Raw genomic sequence first — 15,133 nt, forward strand, 5'->3', positions numbered from 1 at the left:
CTGGTGGGGAGATCATTTGCGTCATTGCCTTGCTCCAGCCGTGGCCCGGAAAGCAGTCGGCTGCGGGTACCCGTGGTGGGCACCCGCAGCCGCCCTGCTCTTACAGGTACTGCCCGGTGTTCGCCACCGTGTCGATGGAGCGTCCGGTGTCCGCGCCCTGCTTTCCGGTGATGAGGGTACGGATGTAAACGATCCGTTCGCCCTTCTTTCCGGAGATCCGGGCCCAGTCGTCGGGGTTGGTGGTGTTCGGCAGGTCCTCGTTCTCCTTGAACTCGTCCACGCACGCCTGGAGGAGATGGGAGACCCGAAGGCCCTTCTGGTTGTGGTCGAGGAAGTCCTTGATGGCCATTTTCTTGGCACGGCCGACGATGTTCTCGATCATCGCGCCGGAGTTGAAGTCCTTGAAGTAGAGGACTTCCTTGTCGCCGTTGGCGTAGGTGACTTCCAGGAAGCGGTTTTCCTCGGATTCGGCGTACATGTGTTCCACGGCCGTCTGGATCATGCTCTGGACGGTGGTGGTCCTGTCGCCGCCGTGTTCGCCCACGTCCTCGGCGTGCAGGGGAAGGCGTTCGGTGAGGTACTTCTGGAAGATGTCCTTCGCCGCTTCGGCGTCCGGACGCTCGATCTTGATCTTCACGTCGAGGCGGCCCGGGCGCAGGATCGCGGGGTCGATCATGTCCTCACGGTTGGAGGCGCCGATGACCACCACGTTCTGCAGACCCTCGACACCGTCGATCTCCGCCAGGAGCTGCGGAACGATGGTGTTCTCCACGTCCGAGCTCACGCCGGAGCCCCGGGTGCGGAAGAGCGACTCCATCTCGTCGAAGAAGACGATGACGGGGGTGCCCTCGGAGGCCTTCTCCCTCGCACGCTGGAAGACGAGGCGGATCTGCCGCTCGGTCTCACCGACGTACTTATTGAGGAGCTCGGGACCCTTGATGTTGAGGAAGAAGCTCTTGCCGGTGGCCTGACCGGTGACCTCGGCGACCTTCTTGGCCAGCGAGTTGGCGACGGCCTTGGCGATGAGCGTCTTACCGCATCCGGGAGGTCCGTAGAGCAGGACGCCCTTGGGCGGGCGCAGCTCGTGCTCCTTGAAGAGGTCGGGGTAGAGGTACGGGAGCTCGACGGCGTCACGGATCATCTCGATCTGTCCGCCGAGGCCACCGATCTGCTCGTAGCCGATGTCGGGAACCTCTTCGAGGACGAGTTCCTCGACCTCGCTCTTGGGAACGACCTCGTAGACGTAGCCGGAGCGGGGCTCGAGCAGCAGGGCGTCGCCGGGGCGGATGACGACGTCGAGGAGCGGCTCGGCGAGCCGGACCACTCGTTCCTCGTCGGTGTGCCCCTGCACGAGGGCGCGTACGCCGTCCTCGAGGATCTCCTTGAGGGTGACGATGTCGCCGACGCTCTCGTACTCCATGGCCTCGACCACGTTGAGCGCTTCGTTGAGCATCACTTCCTGGCCGCGCCGTAGCTCCTCGAGCTCGACGCTGGGGCTGACGTTCACCCGGAGTTTGCGGCCCCCGGTGAAGATGTCGGCCGTGCCGTCCTCGTTCGCCGTGAGGAAGACACCGAAGCCGGCCGGCGGCTGGGCGAGCCGGTCGACTTCTTCCTTGAGGGCCACGATCTGGTCGCGGGCCTCACGGAGTGTGTTCGCGAGTCGCTCGTTCTGGGCGGACACGCCGGCCAGGTTTGTCTGTAGCTCGACGATCCGCTCTTCGAGAATCCTCGTGTGCCGCGGAGAGTCGGCGAGCTTGCGTCGCAGGACGGCGATCTCCTGCTCAAGGTAGGCAATCTGCCCGGACGGGTCGTCGGACCCTCGTCCCGGGCGGATGCCGCGGTTCATGTCGTCGTCGTGGGCTGCCACGGTCCTCACCTCCTCCAAGGGGAGCTGGACGCTTCCAGACCCTACCTGGGTGGGTGTCGATTGAAACCCCTAGATCACAAAGACTGTCGGGGTGTGTCCGATCTTCACCCTTGCGCTCTCCCTCACGCCAGGGGAATACCCACCGAACACGGTCCGGAAGCCGCCGAGGGTAGGGTCGAAGTGTTCAACACCCGTCAGAGCCTGCATGGTTCCCTTGCGGCTCGACAGTAAACGGCAGGAGATATGGGCGTGCAGCAGGAGGCCGGTGTCGGCAGCGAGGAGCTGGAGGTCTGGATCGACCAGGATCTCTGTACCGGCGACGGGATCTGTGCCCAGTACGCACCCGAGGTGTTCGAGCTGGACATCGACGGTCTGGCGTACGTCAAGGGCGCCGACGACGAGCTGCTCCAGGCCAAGGGCGCCACGACCCCGGTGCCGTTGCCTCTGTTGACGGACGTGGTGGACTCGGCGCGGGAGTGTCCGGGCGACTGCATTCATGTGCGACGCGTTTCGGACAGTGTCGAGATCTACGGTCCGGACGCGGAGTGACGTTCCGGAGGCGCAGGGTGACACCTGTCTGATTTCTCACAGGCCGACGGCCGGGATCAGACGCTGTGGGCGCCCGCGGGTGTCGAGCGGATGAACCGGTCGTCCTTCCACTGCCACTTGGCGCTGTCCTTCACGTCGGGACAGCAACTGGGTACATCGGCCGTGGAGTAGCCGAGGAGCGTGGCGAGGACGGCTCCGTCGGTGACGGAGAGGCTCGTGACGGTGTTGCGGGCCTTGGGATCGACGAGGGTCGCGACCACGCGCGCGTGCGTGCTGTCCGCGCCCTGGGTGAGGACGTAGACACCGTCGGGCGGGGTTCCCATGGGGGCGTCGCAGTGCACCACGGCAACGGTCTCCGGCACACCGTCACCGTCGAGGTCGCCCTCGGCCTTCTTGACCACGAGGGCCTGCACGGGGCCGCATTCGAGAGGGAAGTCGACGCCGGTGGTGGCCGGGGCCACGGTGGTGACCGGGGCCGGCCCGGCCTGCGGGCCCGCGGCCTGGGCGGCGGTCGCGGGTCCGGGCTGCAGAAGTGAGGAGAGGGCGACGACGCCGGCGAGCGCGGCGGCGGTCGCGACCCAGTGGATCGGCCGGGTGTGGGTGTGTGCCAGTTCCGGGAGGGCGGATTGCTGCACTGGCAGTGTCTCCTGTGGTGGCTGTGCCGGTGGGGGTGGGGGATTGGCCAGCATCGTGCCACACGTCACAGGGTGGGGGAACGGCGGGGTACGGGATATCGGACGTGGATGTCGGCCGTGTCGCCCCTGGGTGCCGAGCCGTGCCGACGGGTGCCGGACCGGACTCCGGTGCACGCCAACGACAGGGCGCCGTGCCCGAGTTCCGGATGGTCCGGGAACTCGGCCACGGCGCCCTGTCGTTGAACGCTGTGCTGGGGCGGCGTCAGCGGCCGCTGCCTCCGTCGGCATTGGGGCCGGTGTAGTCCTCGCCGTAGGCGCCCTTGGCCGGGCGGCGGCGGCGCATGGGCGGCTCGACGCCGTCGGCGAGGCGACGGGCGGTGAGCAGGAAGCCCGTGTGACCGATCATCCGGTGGTCCGGGCGGACCGCCAGGCCCTCCACGTGCCAGTTGCGGATCATCGACTCCCACGAGGTGGGCTCGTTGAAGGAGCCGATCTCGCGGATGGATTCGACGGTGCGGGCGAGCTGGGTGGTGGTGGCCACGTAGCAGCACAGGATGCCGCCGGGCACGAGCGCCTTGGAGACGGCCTCCAGGCACTCCCAGGGGGCGAGCATGTCGAGGATGACGCGGTCGACGTCGGTGTCGGACAGGTTGTCCTGGAGGTCGCCGACGGTGAGCTGCCAGGCGGGGTGCGGGCCGCCGAAGTAGCGCTCCACGTTCTGCTGGGCGATCTCGGCGAAGTCCTCGCGGCGCTCGTAGCTGTGCAGCATGCCCTGGTCACCGATGGCGCGCAGCAGGAAGCTGCTGAGCGAGCCGGAGCCGACGCCGGCTTCGACGACGCGGGCGCCGGGGAAGATGTCGGCGAAGGCGAGGATCTGCCCCGCGTCCTTCGGGTAGACGACAGCTGCCCCGCGGGGCATGGACAGGACGTAGTCGGGGAGCAGGGGGCGCAGCGCGAGGTAGGCGACGTTCCCGGTGGTGCGGACAACGCTGCCCTCGGGAGCACCGATCAGTTCGTCGTGCGGGAAGGAACCCTTGTGGGTGTGGAAGTTCTTCCCGGCCTCGAGCGTGAACGTGTAGTGGCGGCCCTTGGGGTCGGTCAGCTGAACCTGGTCCCCGACCTTGAAGGGCCCGCGCCTGCGGGCGGCACCGGTCGGTTCGGACATGTGAACAGCCTACCGGGGTTTGCCGGGGCCGCCGACCACGGGGACGGCCCGGCTAGGACGGCCTGGCCATGGCCTTGACGAAGGCGCGCTCGACGTCGGCGGCGGACAGGACGCCGAAGATCTCGCCGGTCTCCTCGACCACGAGGTACTCGGTGGCGGGGGTCGCGCGCAGGACGTCGAGGAGGTCCTCGCCGGCCAGCTCGGCGGAGACCCGCATGCCCTCGGTGAGGTCCTGGGCGAGGCCGCTGACGGCGACCCAGGGGCGACGGTGCTCGGGCACCCCGACGATGGCGGCCTCCCGGACGAGGGAGAGGGGTTCGCCGTGGGCGTCGACGACGACGAGGGCGCGGGCGCCGGCGTCGTTGGCGCGGCGCAGGGCCTCGGAGAGGGGGGTGTGGGTCTCCACGGGGACGGCCCGCCGGGTCAGGGTGCGGGCGCGCAGCTCGGGGAGGTGTTCGCGCAGGCGGGCCATGCGCAGGCTGTTGCCGGCGCCGGTCCAGATGATCGCGGCGAGGATGGCCGCGAGAAGGGCGTCCGTGACGGTGTCCATACCGACGCTGTCCTCGGCGCTGGAGCCGAGGGCGCCGGACTGGGTGAGCAGGGGAAGGCCGATGAGGACGGAGACGGCGAGGGCGCGGCCGACCCAGGCGGCGGCGATGGTGCCGTTCATGGGCTTGCCGGTGAGCTTCCAGACGACGGCGCGGAGCATGCGGCCGCCGTCGAGCGGGAGGCCGGGCAGCAGGTTGAAGATCGCCACGATGAGGTTGGAGATCATCAGCCCGGCCAGCAGGACGCCGGGGACGGTGCCGGGCTCCACGGGCTGCATGGCGAGGTAGAAGACGCCGGCGAGGACGAGGGAGAGCAGCGGGCCGACGAAGGCGAGCCAGAACTCCCGGCCCGGGGTCTCGGCCTCCTTCTCGATCTCGGAGACGCCGCCGAAGAACTGGAGCTGGATGCGGCGGACCGGGAGCTTGAAGCGGAGGGCCGCGATGGTGTGGGCGAGTTCGTGGATGAGCACGGAGGCGTAGAAGGCGACCGCGAAGAAGAGCGAGACGAGGTAGCGCAGGGCGCCGAGTTCGGGGAGTACGCGGTCGAGCTGGTTGCCGAAGACCCAGGTGATGAGGGCGGCGACGAGGAACCAGCTGGGCGCGACATAGACGGGGACGCCGAAGGGCCGGCCCATGAGGAGGCCGCCGCGCGGCTGCTCCGGGGGGCGCTGGGGCGGAGGACCCTTGGGGAGGGTCGGAACGGGGGCGGGTGCGGGAGACGCCGGACGCCCGGCCTCGGTGTCGGCTCCGGACCTGGTCCCGGCCTCGGCCCTGGTCCCGGTCTCAGCCCGAGTCCCGGGCTCGGCCCTGGTCCCGGTCCCGGCCTCGGTCTCGGCTCCGGACCCGGTTTCTGTTTCGCTCTCGTCGTCGCTGTTCGCACCGGTCGTGCGGTGGTCGTCGCCGGGGGCCGGGGGGCCCTGGGGCGCGTCCCCGCCGTCGGGCGCGGCTTCGGCGGGCGCGGCCCGGGCAGGCTCCGGTGCCTCGGACGGGGTCGGCGCGGGGTCCGCGTCGGGGGTGCCGGGGTCGGAGGTGCCGGGGTCAGGGGTCTGCGCGAGGTCGGTGGCCGGGGACGCAGGTGTCGCGGGGTGCTCGGCCGACTGCTCGTTGTCCGGCCGCGGCCGCCCGGTCCCGCCGCTTTCCACCACGGTGTCCCCTCGTCGAAGCGTCTCCCGCTCGTGCAGGGCGGAAGGGTCTCGGACCGATGGTATGCGGCGGTCGTGACGTGTTCCGCCCCGGCACCCCCGCGTTTCCCCGGTCGTGGCCGGTGTTCGGGACGAGCGGGGTGCTCGGGCTGGGTGCTCGGGCTGGGTGACTGTCAGTGCCGGGCCGTAAGGTCTGGGGTCATGGAGAGCAGCAGCGAGGGCGTCGCGCGGGTGGGCGACGGCGGTGTCGTGGAGGATCCGGCGCACACGGAGGCGAGCACCCCGAAGACGAGCACCCCGGAGGCGGTCGCCGCGGGAGCGGCCGTACGGGAGGCCGTCATGCCGGAGACGGTCGTGCCGGAGGCTGTCGGTCCGGAGGCGGTCGGTCCGGAGGCGGTGGCGACGGCCGTCGCCGCCATAGCCCCCACCTCGCTCTCGCCCTCGCGGGCCGGTGACTTCATGCAGTGCCCGCTGCTGTACCGGTTCCGGGTGATCGACCGGCTGCCGGAGAAGCCCAGCCCGGCGGCCACGAAGGGCACCTTGGTGCACGCGGTCCTCGAGCGGCTGTTCGACGCGCCGGCGGCCGAGCGGACCGCGCCGCGGGCCAAGTCGCTGATCCCGGGCCAGTGGGACCGCCTGCGGGAGACCCGCCCGGAGGTCGTGGAGCTGTTCGCCGACGATCCGGAGGGCGAGCGGCTGGCCGGCTGGCTGGTCGAGGCGGAGCGCCTGGTCGAGCGCTGGTTCACGCTGGAGGATCCGACGCGGCTGGAGCCCGCCGAGCGGGAGCTGTTCGTCGAGGCGGAGCTGGACTCGGGGCTGCGGCTGCGCGGAATCATCGACCGGGTCGATGTCGCGCCCACCGGCGAGGTGCGGATCGTCGACTACAAGACCGGCAAGGCGCCCCGGCCTGAGTACGCCGAGGGCGCGCTGTTCCAGATGAAGTTCTACGCCCTGGTCGTGTGGCGGCTGAAGAACGTCGTCCCCCGGCGGCTGCAGCTCGTGTACCTGGGCAGTGGTGACGTGCTGACGTACGACCCGGTACTGGCCGATCTGGAGCGGGTGGAGCGCAAGTTGCTCGCCCTGTGGGACGCCATCCGGCTGGCGACGGAGACGGGTGAGTGGCGGCCGCGGCCGACCAAGCTGTGCGGCTGGTGCGACCACCAGGCGCACTGCCCGGAGTTCGGCGGTACTCCCCCGCCGTATCCGCTTCCCGTGACGCCGCCGGTGAGGGCGGCGGAGTCCGAGGGTGGGGCGCAGGGCAGAATGGGGCCGGGCTAAAGAAGGAGACATACGTGGCCATCCGCGTCCTACTGGTCGATGACCAGCCGCTGCTGCGTACCGGCTTCCGGATGATCCTGGAGGCCGAGCAGGATCTCGCGGTCGTCGGCGAGGCCGGAGACGGCCTCCAGGCTCTCGACCAGGTGCGGGCGTTGCAGCCCGATGTGGTGCTGATGGACATCCGCATGCCGCGGATGGACGGGGTGGAGGCGACCCGGCAGATCACCGGGCCGGGGCGGGACGGGCCGGCGAAGGTGCTGGTGCTGACCACCTTCGACCTCGACGAGTACGTGGTGGAGGCGCTGCGGGCCGGGGCGAGCGGGTTCCTGCTGAAGGACGCGCCCGCCAATGAACTGGTCCAGGCGATCCGGGTGGTGGCCTCGGGTGAGGCCATGCTGGCGCCGAGCATCACGCGGCGACTGCTCGACAAGTACGCCACGCATCTGCCCTCCGGCGACGAGCCGGTGCCGGACACGCTGCACACGCTCACCGACCGTGAGGTGGAGGTGCTGAAGCTGGTGGCGCGCGGATTGTCGAACGCCGAGATCGCGGCCGACCTCTTCGTCAGCGAGACCACCGTGAAGACGCACGTGGGTCACGTGCTGAACAAGCTGGGGCTGCGCGACCGGGTGCAGGCCGCGGTGTACGCGTACGAGAGCGGCCTGGTGCGTCCCGGCGCGCAGTAGTCCGGCAGTGGTCCGGGAGAACCGAAAGACCTGGAACAACCGGAAGGCCTGAACGAACAGGAAGGCGCCCCCCGCGACCGGGGGGCGCCTTCCTGCGTGCGGGGCTGTCGGGTCGTCAGCTCTTGCTGAGTTCCCAGAAGCGGAACACCGTGGAGGCGTCCAGGCAGTTCTCCAGGCCGTAGACGTTCTCGCCGACGACCGCGTACTGCTTGGCCTGCCACAGGGGCAGCACCGGCACTTGCCTGGCGACGATGTTCTGGATCTCGGCGTAGTCCGTGTCGGTCGCGGTGCGGTCGCTCTGCGCGGCGGTGCGCGGGATGAGCGTGCCGGTGATGGCGGCGTTGGCGTAGTTGTTGCTCAGCACGTTGCCCTTGCCGAAGAAGGGCGAGGTGAAGTTGTCGGCGTCCGGGTAGTCGGGCACCCAGCCCTTCACGTAGACACCGTACTTGCCGGCGGCGATGTCCTTCTCGTACTGCCCGTAGGCGACGGAGCGGACGTCGGCGTCGAACAGGCCGCTGGCGTTCAACTGGGCCGCGATCGCCTTCAGTTCCTGGTCGGTGGCCGGCCCGTAACGGGTCGGGGTGGACCAGAGCGTCAGCTTCACCTTGTCGGTGATGCCCTCGTCGGCGAGCGCGGCGGCGGCCGCGGTCCGGGAGGGGCGGGCGCCGTAGCGGTCGAAGAAGGCGGTGTTGTGGCCCGCGATACCGGCCGGGACGATCGAGTAGAGGGGGTCGGCGGTGCCCTCGTAGACGTCCTTGATCAGGGACTCGCGGTCGATCAGATGGGCGATGGCCTGACGGACGCCGAGCTTTCCGGCGACCGGGTCGTCCATGTTGAAGACGAGGTGCTGGACCTCGGCGCTGCTGCCCTCGACGACCTCGGCGCCCCCGTCGGCGGTGCTCTGCTGGATGTCGGAGACGTCGGCGGCGGTGAGGCCCCGGTAGGCGATGTCGATCTCGTTCCCGAGCAGGGCCTGCTTCAGGGCCTGCTGGTCGCCGCCGAAGAACTTCAGGGTGACGCCGGTGTTGTCGGCTGCGCCGGCGCTGCCCCGGTAGGCGTCGTTGACGGAGAAGACGGCCTCGTCGTCGCCGAAGGAGTCCAGCTTGTAGGGGCCGGAGCCGACGGCGGCGCCGTCCTCGCGCAGGCTGTCGGCGTCGTACTCCTTGTGGTCGACGATGGAGCCGGCGCCCGACGCGATCTTGCTGGGGAAGGTGGCGTCGGGGACCTTGAGCCGGAAGACGACCGTCTTGGCGTCGGGCGTCTCGACCTTGTCGAGCATGGGGAACATGAGGGCCGGGCCGGCCGCGTCGTCGATCTTCAGCATGCGGTCGAAGGAGAACTTGACGTCCTCGGAGGTGAGCGCGTCGCCGTTGCTGAACTTCAGGCCGTCCTTCAGCGTGCACGTGTAGACCTGGGTCCGCGTGTCGGTGAAGGAGCATTCCCGGGCCGCGTCCGGTTCGGGTTCGGTGCCGCCCTTGGGGAAGCTGAGCAGTGACTGGAAGACGTTGTTGAACAACAGCCAGGAGCCCGGGTCGTAGCCGGAGGCGGGGTCGGTGGCCAGAACGTCGTCGGACATTCCCAGGACCACGGAGGAGGTGTCGCCCCCGGAGCCCCCGCTCTGGGTGCCACAGCCGGTCAACAGGCCGGAGGCCAGTCCCGCCACGATCGGCAGGACTGGCCACTGGTTACGCATGTTCACAAAATGCCTTGTCGTCGGTTCTCTGCACGCCGGGGCCGCCGTCCTGGGGCCCCGGAAGAGGGTGCGTCAGTTGCTCACGCCGCGGCCGAGCTCCCAGAGCTGCAGGGTCGCGGAGGAGTTCAGCACGTAGGCCGTGCCGGTGACGTCGTTGTTCGCGGCCACGTACTGCTTGCCCTGCCACAGCGGGAGGACCGGGACGTCCCTGGCGACGATGTCCTGGATCTCGGTCAGGTCCTTGGCGGCGCTGAGGCGGTCGGCCTCGCGGCGGGAGGCCGGGATCAGGTTGTCGATGATGTCCGCGTTGGAGTACGGGGACTTGAGGAAGTTGTCCTTGTCGAGGAACGGGGCGACGAAGTTGTCGGCGTCGGGGAAGTCGGGGAACCAGCCCATGCCGTAGACCGCGTACTCGCCCTTGCGCTCGGCCGGGACGAACGCGTCCCAGGCGGTGCCCTTGATCGTGACGTCGAACAGGCCGCTGTCGTTGAGCTGCTTCTGCAGCACCTCGAACTCCTGCTTGGTGGCCGGACCGTAGTGGTCGGTCGTGTAGTTCAGCGTCAGCTTCACCGGGGCGTTGACGTCCGCGTCGGCCAGCAGGGACTTGGCCTTCGCCACGCTCGGGTCGCCGTAGGTGTTGAAGAACGAGTTGGAGTGGCCCGTGAGGGTGGCCGGGACCAGCGAGTAGAGCGGCTCGGCCTGGGAGCCGTACACCTCGGAGACGAGCGCGCTGCGGTTGATGATCTGGGCCATCGCCTGCCGCACGGCCTTGGCCTTGACCGCCGGGTCGGTGGTGTCGAAGGCCAGGTAGCGGATCTCGAGGCCGTTCAGCTCGACGAGGTCGATGTCCCCGGTCGCGGAGGCCTCGGAGAGCTTCTGGATCTGCTCCGGCGACATGGTGCGGGTCATCAGGTCGATGTCGCCCTTTTCGAGGGCGGTGCCCATGTCGTCGGCGTCCTCGTAGGAGACCATGTCGACCTGGTCGTTGTTCACACTGAGCGTCCCCTTGTAGTTGGGGTTCTTGGTGAACACGGCCTTCTTCATCTCGTCGCCGTCGGTCTCGGCCTTGAGGGTGTAGGGGCCGGACCCGTCGATCGAGAAGCCGTCGCGCAGCTTGTCCTTCTCGTAGTCGTCGGGGTTGACGATGCCGGCGACCGGAGTCGACAACTTGAAGGGGAACGTGGCGTCGGCGGTCTTGAGGTGGAAGATGACTTCGTTGTCACCCTGCGTCTCGATGGTGTCGATCGTGGAGAGCAGGGCGAACACGCCGGAGTCGGCCTTGATGGTGCGGGCGCGCTCGATGGAGAACTTGACGTCGTCGGCGGTGACCGCGTCGCCGTTCGCGAACTTGAGGCCGCTGCGCAGCTTGCAGGCGTAGCGCTCGTTGCCGGTGTCGGTGAAGCCGCAGCTCTGGGCCGCCTCCGGGACGGGTTCGCCCTCGCCCTTGGGCTGGATCATCAGGGTCTGCACGGTCTGGCGCAGGATGTTCCAGGTGCCCACGTCATAGGAGTACGCCGGGTCGAGCGGCGCCGGGGCGTCCTTGGTGACGGTGAACCGGTCGGTGGTGCCCATGACGATGGCGTCCCCACTGCCGCTACCGCCGTCGGACCCGCCGCAGGCGGCGAGTACGGGCGCGAGCAGACTTACCACGGCCGGCAGCACCAAAGTCTTGCGGTTCATGCTCGAGTTTCTCCAGAGCTGTCGAGTCCGTGTACCCGGCATGCAGGGGTGTCGCGGCGGATCACGGGGTTAGGGCGAGGTTCTCGCGATGAGATTAGTCCGCACCAGCACGAGGGTTCGCGGCCACCGGAGTTGAAACTCCATCACGCTGTGAAACCGGGCGCGGACGCACTGAACAATGATCAGTGGAAGGATTCGTACAGCCACCCATCAATCGGGACACAAAGGCGCGCCCAAGCCCTCTCCGCCAGGGCGTCATACACACGGAGAGTCAACTGTCGACCCCCGGACAGGTGGGGAACGTCACACGTGGTACGGGGTTCGGACAGGGTGGAATTCGGCCGCCGCCGGAGCGCTGCCGAAGATCGGAATTCCACCGCGCGCGCACCCGCCGAATTCCTTGTTATCGACGGTGCACGCTGGGTGAACGTCTATCGCATTTCCGTCATCGGCCGATCACCAATGATCGCGGTGCCGATCATCGGAGCGGCATCAGGTCCCGCAGAAATGCCAGGTCGACCAGTTCCAGCGAGGGGACGACGGTACGGCCGCGGGACGGCGCGATCGGCGCCACGGAGGGCACCGCGACCACGTGACAGCCCGCCGCCTCGGCCGAGGCGACCCCGGTCGCGGTGTCCTCGATGACGGCGCACCGGGTGGGATCCACGCCGAGTCCGGCGGCCGCGAACAGATAGGGGTCGGGGTACGGCTTGGTCCGCGCGACCTCGTCGCCGGCCACGCTCAGGCGGAAGTTGTCGGTGCCGAGCGAGGTCAGGACGCGGTCGATGATGCGCCGGTGGGAGGCGGAGACGAGGGCCGTGGGCACCTCGTGCTCGGCCAGCTCGGCCAGGAGCCGGGCGGCGCCCGGCATCAGGGGCAGGGCGCGGGTGATGCGGTCCTCGAAGCCCTCGTTGAGCAGGACGGTGAGTGCGGCGAGGTCGATGTCGGCCCCGGTCGCCTCGATCAGGAAGCCGGCACTGCGGCTCATCGGGCCGCCGACCACGACATGGCGCCAGGAGTCGTCGAGGGTGTGGCCGAGCCCGGCGAAGATCTCGACCTCGACGTCCCACCAGAAGCCCTCGGTGTCCACCAGGGTGCCGTCCATGTCGAGCAGCACGGCCTCCAGGGCGGAGCCCTCGGCCGTACGGGTTACTGGCGCGGGAACCGTACTGGTCATCCACATACCTCCGGGAGGGACGGACAGGCCGGTTCCCGCTGCGGGGAACCGGCCTTCGGTGGACCGACCAGTGTACGACTTATCCGATCAGTGTGCTCGGTGGCCCGCCTGCGTCACCGCGCGTTGAAGTACTTCGCCTCGGGGTGGTGGATCACGATGGCGTCCGTGGACTGTTCGGGGTGGAGCTGGAACTCCTCCGACAGGTGGACGCCGATCCGCTCGGGCCGGAGCAGCTCCGCGATCTTGGCGCGGTCCTCCAGGTCGGGGCAGGCGCCGTAGCCGAGGGAGAAGCGGGCGCCGCGGTACTTCAGGGCGAACATGTCCTCGACGTCGGCCGGGTCCTCGCCGGCGAAGCCGAGTTCGGAACGCACGCGCGCGTGCCAGTACTCGGCGAGGGCCTCGGCCAGCTGCACGGACAGGCCGTGCAGTTCGAGGTAGTCGCGATAGGAGTTCGACTCGAACAGCCTCGCGGTCTCCTCACCGATCCGGGAGCCGACGGTGACGACCTGGAAGCCGACGACGTCCGTCTCCCCCGACTCCTCCGGGCGGAAGAAGTCGGCCAGGCACAGACGGCGGCCGCGGCGCTGACGGGGGAAGGTGAAGCGGGTCCGTTCGTTGCCCTGTTCGTCAAGGACGATCAGGTCGTCGTCCTTGGACACACAGGGGAAGTAGCCGTAGACGACGGCCGCCTCGAGAAGGTTGTCGGTCTGGAGCTTGTCGAGCAGGCCGCGCAGCCGGGGCCGGCCCTCGGTCTCGACGAGTTCCTCGTAGGTCGGGCCGTCGCCGGTGCGGGCCTGCTTGAGGCCCCACTGGCAGGGCGCCTTCGTCCAGCCAGGAGGCGTACTCCTTGAGCTGGATGCCCTTGATGACGCGGGTGCCCTCGAACGGCGGCTTCGGGACGGGGTTGTCGGTGGCGACGTCGGAACGGACATGGCCCTCTTCCGGGCGTTCCTCGGTCTCGACGGCGGCGGCGCTCGGGCGGACCCGGCGCTGCTTCAGCTCCGGCAGCTGCACTCCGGGCACACCCCGCTTGACGCCGATGAGGGCGTCCATCAGGCGCAGGCCCTCGAAGGCGTCGCGGGCGTAGCGGACCTCGCCCTGGTAGATCTCGTGCAGGTCCTGTTCGACGTAGGCCCTGGTCAGAGCGGCGCCGCCGAGGATGACCGGGTAGTCAGCGGCCATCTTGCGCTGGTTCAGCTCCTCCAGGTTCTCCTTCATGATCACCGTGGATTTGACCAGCAGGCCGGACATGCCGATGACGTCGGCCCGGTGTTCCTCGGCGGCTTCCAGGATCGCGGAGACNCAGGTTCTCCTTCATGATCACCGTGGATTTGACCAGCAGGCCGGACATGCCGATGACGTCGGCCCGGTGTTCCTCGGCGGCTTCCAGGATCGCGGAGACCGGCTGCTTGATGCCGAGGTTGACGACGTTGTAGCCGTTGTTGGACAGGATGATGTCGACGAGGTTCTTGCCGATGTCGTGGACGTCGCCGCGCACGGTGGCCAGCACGATGGTGCCCTTGCCCTCCGCGTCGGACTTCTCCATGTGCGGTTCGAGGTAGGCCACCGCGGTCTTCATGACCTCGGCGGAYTGCAGCACGAACGGCAGCTGCATCTGCCCGGAACCGAACAGCTCCCCGACCACCTTCATGCCGTCCAGGAGCGTGTCGTTGACGATGTCCAGGGCGGGGCGGGTCCGCAGCGCCTCGGCGAGGTCGGTGTCCAGGCCGTTCTTCTCGCCGTCGATGATCCGCCGCTTGAGGCGCTCGTCCAGCGGCAGCGCGGCCAGCTCCTCGGCCTTGCCCGCCTTCAGCGACTTGGTGGTGGCGCCCTCGAACAGCGCCATCAGCTTCTGCAGCGGGTCATAGCCCTCGGCGCGGCGGTCGTAGATCAGGTCGAGGGCGGTGGTGACCTCCTCCTCGCTGAAGCGGGCGATGGGCAGGATCTTCGACGCGTGCACGATCGCCGAGTCCAGACCCGCCTTCACRCACTCGTCGAGGAAGACCGAGTTCAGCAGGATCCGCGCGGCCGGGTTCAGGCCGAAGGAGATGTTCGACAATCCCAGCGTGGTCTGCACGTCCGGTCGGCGCCGCTTGAGTTCGCGGATCGCCCCGATGGTGGCGATGCCGTCGCCCCGCGACTCCTCCTGACCGGTGCAGATGGTGAAGGTCAGGGTGTCGATGAGGATGTCCGACTCCTGGATGCCCCAGTTCGCCGTCAGGTCCTCGATGAGCCGCTCGGCGATGGCGACCTTCGCCTCGACGGTGCGGGCCTGGCCCTCCTCGTCGATGGTCAGCGCGATCAGCGCCGCGCCGTGCTCCCGCGCCAGCGCGGTCACCTTCGCGAAACGCGACTCGGGCCCGTCACCGTCCTCGTAGTTGACCGAGTTGATGACCGCCCGGCCGCCGAGCCGCTCCAGGCCCGCGCGGATGACGGGGACCTCGGTGGAGTCCAGCACGATCGGCAGCGTGGAGGCGGTCGCGAAGCGGCCCGCCAGCTCGTCCATGTCGGCCACACCGTCACGGCCCACGTAGTCGACACACAGGTCGAGCATGTGCGCGCCCTCACGGATCTGCTCGCGGGCCATCTCCACACAGTCGTCCCAGCGGCCCTCCAGCATCGCCTCGCGGAACTTCTTCGACCCGTTGGCGTTCGTGCGCTCACCGATCGCCAGGTAGGCGGTGTCCTGGCGGAACGGGACGGTCTGGTAGAG

10 protein-coding genes and 2 pseudogenes are annotated in these 15,133 nt (G+C 69.0%); 3 read left to right on the forward strand and 9 right to left on the reverse strand.

Annotation, left to right across the window (positions count from 1 at the left end):
* Positions 1-100: 100 nt before the first annotated feature.
* Positions 101-1,867, reverse strand: coding sequence for a proteasome ATPase (arc, locus tag ASD48_RS41180; RefSeq protein WP_020665692.1), 1,767 nt, complete (start codon positions 1,865-1,867; stop codon positions 101-103).
* Positions 1,868-2,110: 243 nt separating this feature from the next.
* Between arc and ASD48_RS41185 the strand changes: the two genes are divergently transcribed.
* Entirely contained in the window at positions 2,111-2,416 is a 306-nt protein-coding gene (locus ASD48_RS41185; protein ID WP_057607041.1) for a ferredoxin, read from the forward strand.
* A gap of 56 nt (positions 2,417-2,472) precedes the next feature.
* Here ASD48_RS41185 and ASD48_RS41190 read toward each other — a convergent pair whose 3' ends face one another.
* The 3 genes from ASD48_RS41190 to ASD48_RS41200 form a co-directional block, all read right to left on the reverse strand.
* Entirely contained in the window at positions 2,473-3,051 is a 579-nt protein-coding gene (locus ASD48_RS41190) for a hypothetical protein (RefSeq protein WP_057607042.1), read from the reverse strand.
* Between the two features lie 262 nt (positions 3,052-3,313).
* A complete protein-coding gene (locus ASD48_RS41195; RefSeq protein WP_046261810.1) occupies positions 3,314-4,216 on the reverse strand; it encodes a tRNA (adenine-N1)-methyltransferase in 903 nt (300 codons plus the stop codon).
* Positions 4,217-4,268: 52 nt separating this feature from the next.
* Positions 4,269-5,909 (reverse strand): site-2 protease family protein, encoded by a 1,641-nt coding sequence (locus ASD48_RS41200; protein ID WP_057607043.1) that lies wholly within the window; start codon positions 5,907-5,909, stop codon positions 4,269-4,271.
* 198 nt (positions 5,910-6,107) lie between these two features.
* Here ASD48_RS41200 and ASD48_RS41205 point away from each other — a divergent pair, with 198 nt between their 5' ends.
* Positions 6,108-7,184, forward strand: coding sequence for a RecB family exonuclease (locus ASD48_RS41205; protein ID WP_079074269.1), 1,077 nt, complete (start codon positions 6,108-6,110; stop codon positions 7,182-7,184).
* A gap of 14 nt (positions 7,185-7,198) precedes the next feature.
* Positions 7,199-7,870, forward strand: coding sequence for a response regulator transcription factor (locus tag ASD48_RS41210; protein ID WP_020128315.1), 672 nt, complete (start codon positions 7,199-7,201; stop codon positions 7,868-7,870).
* 115 nt (positions 7,871-7,985) lie between these two features.
* Here ASD48_RS41210 and ASD48_RS41215 read toward each other — a convergent pair whose 3' ends face one another.
* The 5 genes and pseudogenes from ASD48_RS41215 to ASD48_RS45900 all read right to left on the reverse strand — a co-directional run.
* Positions 7,986-9,569 carry an ABC transporter substrate-binding protein gene (locus ASD48_RS41215; RefSeq protein ID WP_057607044.1) on the reverse strand — a complete coding sequence of 528 codons (1,584 nt, stop codon included), beginning with the start codon at positions 9,567-9,569 and terminating at the stop codon, positions 7,986-7,988.
* Between the two features lie 66 nt (positions 9,570-9,635).
* Positions 9,636-11,243, reverse strand: a complete 1,608-nt coding sequence (locus ASD48_RS41220) for an ABC transporter substrate-binding protein (RefSeq protein ID WP_057607045.1) — start codon at positions 11,241-11,243, stop codon at positions 9,636-9,638.
* A gap of 478 nt (positions 11,244-11,721) precedes the next feature.
* Positions 11,722-12,420, reverse strand: a complete 699-nt coding sequence (locus tag ASD48_RS41225; RefSeq protein WP_057607046.1) for an HAD family phosphatase — start codon at positions 12,418-12,420, stop codon at positions 11,722-11,724.
* A gap of 113 nt (positions 12,421-12,533) precedes the next feature.
* Positions 12,534-13,722: pseudogene (locus ASD48_RS45895) on the reverse strand (vitamin B12 dependent-methionine synthase activation domain-containing protein); the annotation flags it as partial.
* A 1-nt stretch (position 13,723) separates the two neighbouring features.
* Positions 13,724-15,133, reverse strand: a pseudogene (locus ASD48_RS45900) (dihydropteroate synthase); the annotation flags it as partial.

This window comes from Streptomyces sp. Root1310 (genome assembly GCF_001426425.1).
Classification (GTDB): Bacteria; Actinomycetota; Actinomycetes; order Streptomycetales; family Streptomycetaceae; genus Streptomyces.

What these genes read in the sequence shown, in the direction of transcription:
- ASD48_RS41195 (WP_046261810.1), bottom strand. Translation starts at nt 4,216, where the DNA reads ATGTCCGAACCGACCGGTGCCGCCCGCAGGCGCGGGCCCTTCAAGGTC.
- ASD48_RS41220 (WP_057607045.1), bottom strand. Translation starts at nt 11,243, where the DNA reads ATGAACCGCAAGACTTTGGTGCTGCCGGCCGTGGTAAGTCTGCTCGCG.
- ASD48_RS41225 (WP_057607046.1), bottom strand. Translation starts at nt 12,420, where the DNA reads ATGACCAGTACGGTTCCCGCGCCAGTAACCCGTACGGCCGAGGGCTCC.
- ASD48_RS41205 (WP_079074269.1), top strand. Translation starts at nt 6,108, where the DNA reads ATGGAGAGCAGCAGCGAGGGCGTCGCGCGGGTGGGCGACGGCGGTGTC.
- ASD48_RS41185 (WP_057607041.1), top strand. Translation starts at nt 2,111, where the DNA reads ATGGGCGTGCAGCAGGAGGCCGGTGTCGGCAGCGAGGAGCTGGAGGTC.